The 7,530-nt window shown below is 61.0% G+C and carries 3 protein-coding genes and 3 pseudogenes; 2 read left to right on the forward strand and 4 right to left on the reverse strand.

Annotation, left to right across the window (positions count from 1 at the left end):
- Nucleotides 1-58: 58 nt before the first annotated feature.
- A pseudogene (locus HX884_RS24535) lies at nucleotides 59-721 on the forward strand (IS5 family transposase); the annotation flags it as partial.
- A gap of 176 nt (nucleotides 722-897) precedes the next feature.
- Here the strand turns inward: HX884_RS24535 and HX884_RS24540 are convergent.
- From HX884_RS24540 to HX884_RS24555, 4 genes and pseudogenes are all read right to left on the reverse strand, one after another.
- A complete protein-coding gene (locus HX884_RS24540) occupies nucleotides 898-4,122 on the reverse strand; it encodes an efflux RND transporter permease subunit (RefSeq protein ID WP_178328927.1) in 3,225 nt (1,074 codons plus the stop codon).
- A 10-nt stretch (nucleotides 4,123-4,132) separates the two neighbouring features.
- Entirely contained in the window at nucleotides 4,133-5,341 is a 1,209-nt protein-coding gene (locus HX884_RS24545; protein ID WP_178328928.1) for an efflux RND transporter periplasmic adaptor subunit, read from the reverse strand.
- 10 nt (nucleotides 5,342-5,351) lie between these two features.
- Complete coding sequence (locus HX884_RS24550; RefSeq protein ID WP_178328929.1) at nucleotides 5,352-6,590, reverse strand: TolC family protein; 1,239 nt, start codon at nucleotides 6,588-6,590, stop codon at nucleotides 5,352-5,354.
- A gap of 523 nt (nucleotides 6,591-7,113) precedes the next feature.
- Nucleotides 7,114-7,359, reverse strand: a pseudogene (locus HX884_RS24555) (DUF3363 domain-containing protein); the annotation flags it as partial.
- Here HX884_RS24555 and HX884_RS24560 point away from each other — a divergent pair.
- Nucleotides 7,355-7,530: pseudogene (locus HX884_RS24560) on the forward strand (Tn3 family transposase); the annotation flags it as partial. The pseudogenes HX884_RS24555 and HX884_RS24560 overlap by 5 nt on opposite strands.

The following is a 7,530-nucleotide window of genomic DNA, read 5'->3' on the forward strand; positions in this document are numbered from 1 at the left end:
TCACGGGGTGACTACGCCTTAGCGTGCTTTATTTTCCGAATTCTGAGACGACCCCAAGGTGGACCTTGTCTCGCCGGATTACAGCAGCATCAGCAAGCGCGCCAAGACGGTCATCGTCAACTACCGGCCGCCCAGCCGGGGCCCGGTGGCGCATGTGGTCATCGATTCGACTGGCCTGAAGGTCTATGGCGATGGCGAGTGGAAGGCGCGTAAACACGGTGCTGAACGGCGGCGGGAGTGGCGCAAGCTCCATCTGGCGGTGGATGCGGCGACCCACGATGTGGTGGCGGCCGAGGTGAGTCTGGTCTCGGTGGGTGACAACGAAGTGCTGCCCACCTTGCTCAATCCGTTGCGGCGCAAGGTGACACAGGTGTCGGCGGATGGCGCCTACGACACGCGCGAGTGCCATCGGGTGTTACTGCGCAAGGGCTGCAAGGCGACCATCCCGCCCCGCGAAGGAGCAGCACTATGGCCGGGAGACCATCCGCGTAATGAGGCGGTCAACGCCCTGAAAGCGGGTGAGCTGAAGGCCTGGAAGAAGTCATCTGGCTATCACCGACGGTCGCTGGCTGAGACGGCGATGTATCGCTACAAGCAGCTGATTGGCCCGAAGCTGAGCCTGCGCCATTACAACGCGCAGGTGGCCGAGGTGCTGATCGGCGTGAAGGTGATCAACAAGATGAACAGGCTTGGTCTGCCTGTTCGGCAGCCCCTCGCCTAAGGGGCGAAAGCCCCATGGGCTCAGGCTGCCTGCGGGGCGATTTGATCAACAAGGCCGGAGATGGTGGACGGATTCCGTATGACACTGCGGCTGCATGAGTACGTGGAGAAGGAATCCTTCAACTTCTCGACATTTTGATGTTTGAGCGGGATAAGAAACCGGATGTAGTTTGCTTGTCATGCTCTGCCTCTCCCCGTTTCTTCCGGCTTCACCGCACGAGCAGCGAAGGTGGGCAGCACCATCAAGGTCAACACGGTGGCGGTGATCAATCCCCCGATAACGACGGTGGCGAGCGGCTTCTGTACTTCGGCCCCGGACCCTGTCGCTATCGCCATGGGGATGAAGCCGACGATGGCCACCAGTGCCGTCGTCAGCACGGCGCGAAGGCGGCTCGACGCGCCAGCGGCAGCGGCCTCCAGAGGCAGGTCACCAGCCGTCAGACGCTCACGAATCGCCTGCATCAGCACCAAGCCATTGAGCGTGGCCACACCCGACACCGCGATGAAGCCCACGGCTGCCGATACGGAGAACGGCATACCACGCAGCAGCAGTGCCAATGCGCCACCCACCAAAGCCAAGGGCACGCAGACAAAGACAAGCGCGGCTTCACGGATGGTGCCCAACGCCATGTACAGCAGGCTTCCGATCAGCAGAAACACGACCGGAACCACCATCATCAAGCGCGCCTCGGCACGCTGCAGATTCTCGAACTGGCCGCCCCAGGTCAGATAGACACCTGCGGGAAGCGGCACATCTGCCACGGCGGTCTGAGCCTCCTGCACGAACCCACCCAGATCCCGACCGCGTACATTGGACTGCACCACGATGCGGCGACTGCCATTGTTGCGACTGATCTGGTTGGGCCCTTCGCGTACGTCGATACGCGCCACCGATGACAAAGGCACCACGGTGCCATCAGCTGCAACGATGGGCAGGGCCGCCAGTTGCGCAGGATCATTTCGGGCGACTTCTTCCAGCCGAATCACGACGTCGAAGCGACGGTCGCCCTCGAAGATCTTGCCAGCGGATGTTCCACCGATGCCGGTTGCCACGGCCTCACTGACATCGGCGGCGCTCAATCCATACTGGGCTGCGGCCGCGTGATCGATCTGGACCGTGAGCGTAGGCAGTCCAGAGACCTGCTCCACACGCACGTCGGCAGCCCCCGGGATGCCGCGTAGCTTGAGCGCGATCTGATCCGCCGTTCTTTGCAGGATGTCGAAGTCGTCACCAAAAACCATGACAGCCAGGTCGGTCCTCACGCCTGAAATCAGTTCGTTGAAACGCAGTTCGATGGGTTGACTGAATTCGAATGCGTTACCGATCTGATCACTCACCAGCGATTCGAAGCGCTGGATCAGTGCTTCCTTGTCCAGTGATCCATCCGGCCACTCGGCGCGGGGATGGAGCACGATGACACTGTCCGAAATGTTGGTTGGCATCGGGTCGATGGCCGCTTCGGCGGTGCCCGTGCGCGAGAAGATGGTTTTGACTTCCGGCTCATTCGCCAAAGCCCTCTCCAAGGCAAGCTGCATCGACAGCGATTGCTCCAGGGAAGTCGAAGGCACCCGCAGCGCCTGCATGGCCAGGTTGCCTTCATCGAGCGTCGGCATGAACTCTCGTCCCAATGAAACGAAAGCCGTCAATCCGATCGCCAGCATGAGAACAGCACCGGCGAATACCGCTCGCGGCCGCATCACCACTCGGCGAATGACCGGTTCAACCTTGGCACGCACGAAGCGGATAAGGCGGGTTTCGTGCTCGCCATCATCCGAATAGCCATGCTCACCACCCTGCATCTTTGGCTCACGCACGAACAGGGCGGCCATTGCCGGCACGAAGGTGAACGAAAAAATGAATGCGCCGACCAGCGCCAACATGAGCGTTGCCGCCATGGGCTGGAAGGTCTTGCCTTCCACGCCCTCCAGGGTAAGGATGGGGGCAAATACCAGCAGGATGATGACCTGACCGAATGCGGCCGGGCGTGCCATCTTGCGTGCTGCCTGAGCGGCCACGCTCAACCGCTCGACCGGCGACAGGACGCGACCCAGTTCGGCACGTCTCTGACCGAGCATGAGCAAGGTTGCTTCGATCACGATCACGGCACCATCGATAAGAATGCCGAAATCGAGTGCGCCAAGACTCATCAGGTTGCCGCTGATCCCGAAGCGGTTCATGCCGATGACCGCGAACAGAAAGGACAATGGGATGATCAGTGCGGTGATGGCGGCCGCACGTAGATTGCCCAGCAGCAAGAACAGCACGGCGATGACCAGCAATGCGCCTTCGGTCAGATTCTTCGCCACCGTCTTGATCGTTGCATTGACCAGTTCGCTGCGGTTCAGTACAGGCTCGGCGACAATGTCTGGCGGCAGCGAGCGGTTGACTTCGACAAGGCGCTCCGCTGCTGCCTGTGCGACCGTGCGGCTGTTGCCGCCGGCGATCATCAAGGCTGTGCCGAGTACCGCTTCGTGACCATTGCGCGTCGCCGCGCCCAGGCGCGGTGCGCGGCCCAAACCTACGCTCGCCACATCGGCGACGCGGATGACGAGGCCGTCGCGCCGGGTGATCGGCGCCTGCGCCAGATCGTCAACGGTTAGCGCGAGCGCATCGGCACGGACGATCAAACCTTCACCCGCACGCTGAATGAAACCTGCGCCTGCCTGAATGTTGGAGCGTTCAAGTGCTAGCACGAGATCGCCAAGCCCAAGCCCATAGGCCGCCAGTTGCTCGGCGTTGGGCCTGATCGCGTACTCCTTGACGTAACCTCCGATCGTATCGACGCCGGCAAGCCCTGGTGCTGAGCGCATCAGCGGCGCGATGATCCAGTCCTGGACCGTTCTGAGGTAGGTGGCGCGCTCTTCGGCCGTCGTGAGCCGCTCGCCTTCCGGCGTCAGATAGATTTCGTTCTCCTGCCAGCCTGGCTCACCGGGAGAGACCGTTTTGTCCGGATCGAATGGTGTGAAATCCACCGTCCACATCAGGACTTCGCCCAGTCCCGTCGTGACGGGTGACATCATCGGTGTCACCCCTTCCGGCAGATCTTCCTCCACCTCACGCATGCGCTCGCCGACTTGCTGACGTGCGAAGTAAATGTCGGTCTGGTCGGTGAAGATGGCGGTAACCTGTGAGAACCCGTTGCGCGATATGGAGCGCGTGCGGGTCAGCCCCGGTATTCCGGCGAGTGCGGTTTCGAGCGGATAGGTCACTTGGCGCTCGATTTGCGCGGGCGCTAGCGCAGGTGCGACGGTGTTGATCTGCACCTGACGATTGGTAATGTCCGGAACGGCATCGATGGGAAGCCTGCTGAGCTGAAACAACCCGTAGGCCATGACGAGCGTCGCGGCGAACACCACAGCCCAGCGAAACTGAACTGATTTCTCAATAATCATTTTGAACATGGGCTTCTCCTCAGTGACCGTGCTCGGCCTCGCCCTTGGCGAGTTCGGCTTTCAACAGAAAGGCATTGGTGCCAGCAATGCGTTCATTACCGGACAGGCCATTGAGGATTTCAATGAACCCACCCGCACGCCGACCGACAAGCACCGGCGTAGCGCGAAAGCCGCTGTCCTCAACCACGAATACGACGGATTGCCCTTCCACCGTTTGCACGGCATCGGCAGGTACGGTGAGTCCGGCTTCCTGTGTGTCCGTCACGACAATGGCCGTTATCGGTGAACCGGCTGGCGGCAGATCGCCGGCAGTTGATCGCGCTCGGATAACCGTTGCACCACTTTGTTCGCGGGCATTGGCGGCAACGCCGACCACGACAGCGTCAAAGTTGCGGGATGTTCCCGTCACTTGGATGCGGGTTTCCGTGGTGACTGCAGATGCCAGCGCCGGAGGCGCGTTGAACACCAGTTCCACCCGGGCCGGGTCTGCGATTTCCGCCACAGCGCCGCCGGCCGCCACAACCCCACCGGGGGTGATATTCACGGCGCTGACGATGCCGGCAATCTGGCTGTTGATGGTGAGCCGCCCCGAGGTATCAGGTGATCCACTGGCGGCGACTTGCGCCTGCGCTGCCCTCGCCGCTGCGTCGGCGGCAAGAGACCGTGCCCGGGATGCCTCCATCTCCTGGCGGGCGACGATGCCTTGCGCAACGAGATTCAGGTCCCGTTGATAGACAAGTCGCGCTGCCTCCGCCTCTGCCACCGCGGCATCGGCGTTGGCACGCAATGTGGCGGCTTCGCCGCTGACGATGATCGCCAGCGATTGGCCCACCTCTACTGAGGCACCGGTAGCAACGAGAATCTGTTCAACCCGGCCGCTGGTGACCGCGGCGACAATGGCCTTGGCGTCAACCGCCGGTTCAACGCGGCCTGACAGTCGATATTCATTCCCTCCGCCACGGCTGACGTTGACGATACCGATGCCCGACGCCTTGATCTGCTGTTCCGTCAGTGCGACGACACCTTCTTCTGTCGACTCTCCCTCGTGTTCGTCGTGGTCATCGTGTCCTCCATCTTCTTCATGACCCTCGTCATGAAAGGCATGATCACCATCCTCGGCCTGCGCTTCATGCTCCGCATGCGGCACGAATTGGGCGACGCCGAAGCCAAGCCCTAGGGCGATCAGTAAAGCTGCTCCAATGAGGAGCCGGTTTTTGGTTGAGTTCATGAATGCTTCCTCAGAATGGAGCGCGGTCATCAAGGCCTGCGAGTTCAACTTCCGCGCGGACGCGCGCTAACCGCGCATTGACGGCCGTATTACGTGCACTGATCAGAGCCGATCGGATACTGCGCAGCTCCAGTTGCGAGATACGCCCGGCGTCGAACCCCGCACGCGCGAGTTGGTAGGCTTCCTCCGCCGAAGCAACGCCTTTGTCGGCAGCACGTATGCGGGTAATGGACGCATCAAGACGGGCTTGGGCAGCACTGCGATTCGCCTGGGTTTGCAGCTTTGCCGTGGTCAACCTGGCTGCTGCGGCACGTTCCTCTGCACGGGCAGCACTGATCGCGCCCTTGTTTCTGTCGAACAAGGGGAGAGATACATTGATGCCGAAGGTGAATGCCTCCGTGTCGTATTCCTGGAACCTCCGCACACCAAGCGACGCGCTTACCGCAGGACGCGCACGCAACCGCTCGACACTCACCGATTTACTCGCGGCCTCCAGTTCTGCCTCGGCAATCTGAACGGTGAGAGGATTGCCCATGGCCTGAAAGGAGGCATCAGGGGAGCGGTTCAATAGACTGGGTTCGATGGCGGTCACTGGCTGGACCAGCATCGCGGCAGCAGTCAGTCTGGCAAATGCGCCATCGCGGTTCGCCCGCGCTTCGTCCACTGCAGCACGGGCAGATTCAACTTCGCTGTTCGCCTGGATGCCGCGCAGTGAGGGTTCCCGACCTTCTTCGATCCGCAGCATGACTGCGTTCGCGTCCGCTTCCGTCAGTTCCAGCGCCTCGACAGCCAGTTCATATTGCAGGGAAGCCGCTTCCGCTTCGGAATAGATCAGCGCAAGACTGCCAGCGACCGTCCACTGTGTTTGATCACGCCGCAGCGCCGCGACCTTAGCTTCCGCCTGTGCGGCACCGATACGTGCGCCTCGCTGGCCCCACAGCTCCAATGGCTGATTGATGGAGAATGTTGATTCCGCAGCGTCGTAGCCGGAAAAGGGACCGCGACCGTAAACGTTTTCGGTTTGCACGGAGACAGAGGGATTGGGCAAAGCCCGCGCCTGTTGCGCGCGCGCATTGGCAGCGTCGAGCAACGCCTCCGCTTCAACCGTGATGGGGATGCGATCGAGGCTCTCGATCAATGCTTCATAGGGCGGAGCCGGCTCGGCCCGAGAAGGTAATGCGAATAAGACCGCTGTAACAGCCACAGCAAAGCCAACCGCCCACTGCGGTCGACTGAACGACGTGAACATGAGGAAACTCCCAAAGCTGAATGAGTTGACGAAACGGCCGCACGAAGGGTGCAGCCGGGAGTCGTCAGGCTTTGGGTGGGCGCATCAACCCGTCAGGAGTGCGAGACGCAAGGGCATCACTGGCTGGCCACTGATGCGCCGAATTGAGGGACTCGGTTTTGGGGGCCGTGCCCGGGGGAATGTGAGCGTAGATATGGTGAAAATGCCCATGGCTACAGGCGTCATGACCACTGTCTGAGTCGGAACCATTGCTCTGGTTATCCACACTCTCATCGTGAGAATCCGCCATGACATAGTGAGCATCTACGCTCTCGGATGCACACAGAAACATGTCAGCCACAGGTATGGCAACGAACGTTGCAAGCAGCAACGCCACCACCATGAGCCTATGTCTGATAAAAGTATGCACCATTTGATCATGTTACCAAGAACCGGGAAAAAGCGATGTTACCAAGAACCGGGGAAAAGCGGCAACACATTTCAGCGCCCAGCATCGCCACCGTACCGAGGGGACCGACTCGCCTTATGAAACTGTGGGGCCACGTTGCCTCCCGATTTCCCAGGTCACATGTCCCGCACGGACAGTCGCTGCGAGGGTGCTACCTAGCCGTTGCTCAATCACCGCCTTCCAGGGCACCAGGCTGAAACCCTTGCCATCATCGAGCATCGCAAAACGCCCGCTGGCCAGCATCACGCTGCGACGGTAGACGCCGCTGACGCGCTCGCCGTCACTGACTGTATGGGGCTCCAGGCCGGTTTCAGCGGCGATGATCCTGCCGCACGTCAAGATCACCGAACTACTACTGGAGGTGGACGAATGGACGGGCTTCACCCGGCACTTCACGCACCTGAAATCGGGCGACCTGGCCAAGGACAAGAATCTGTTGCTGACCACGATCCTGGCCGACGCGATCAACCTGGGCCTGACCAAGATGGCCGA

Origin of the sequence: Enterobacter sp. SECR19-1250 (genome assembly GCF_013391025.1) — a bacterium.
GTDB classification, from domain to species: Bacteria; Pseudomonadota; Gammaproteobacteria; order Enterobacterales; family Enterobacteriaceae; genus Enterobacter; species Enterobacter cloacae.

Excerpts from the sequence above, each read along its gene's own strand:
- HX884_RS24540 (WP_178328927.1), bottom strand. The coding sequence starts at position 4,122 with ATGTTCAAAATGATTATTGAGAAATCAGTTCAGTTTCGCTGGGCTGTG.
- HX884_RS24545 (WP_178328928.1), bottom strand. The coding sequence starts at position 5,341 with ATGAACTCAACCAAAAACCGGCTCCTCATTGGAGCAGCTTTACTGATC.
- HX884_RS24550 (WP_178328929.1), bottom strand. The coding sequence starts at position 6,590 with ATGTTCACGTCGTTCAGTCGACCGCAGTGGGCGGTTGGCTTTGCTGTG.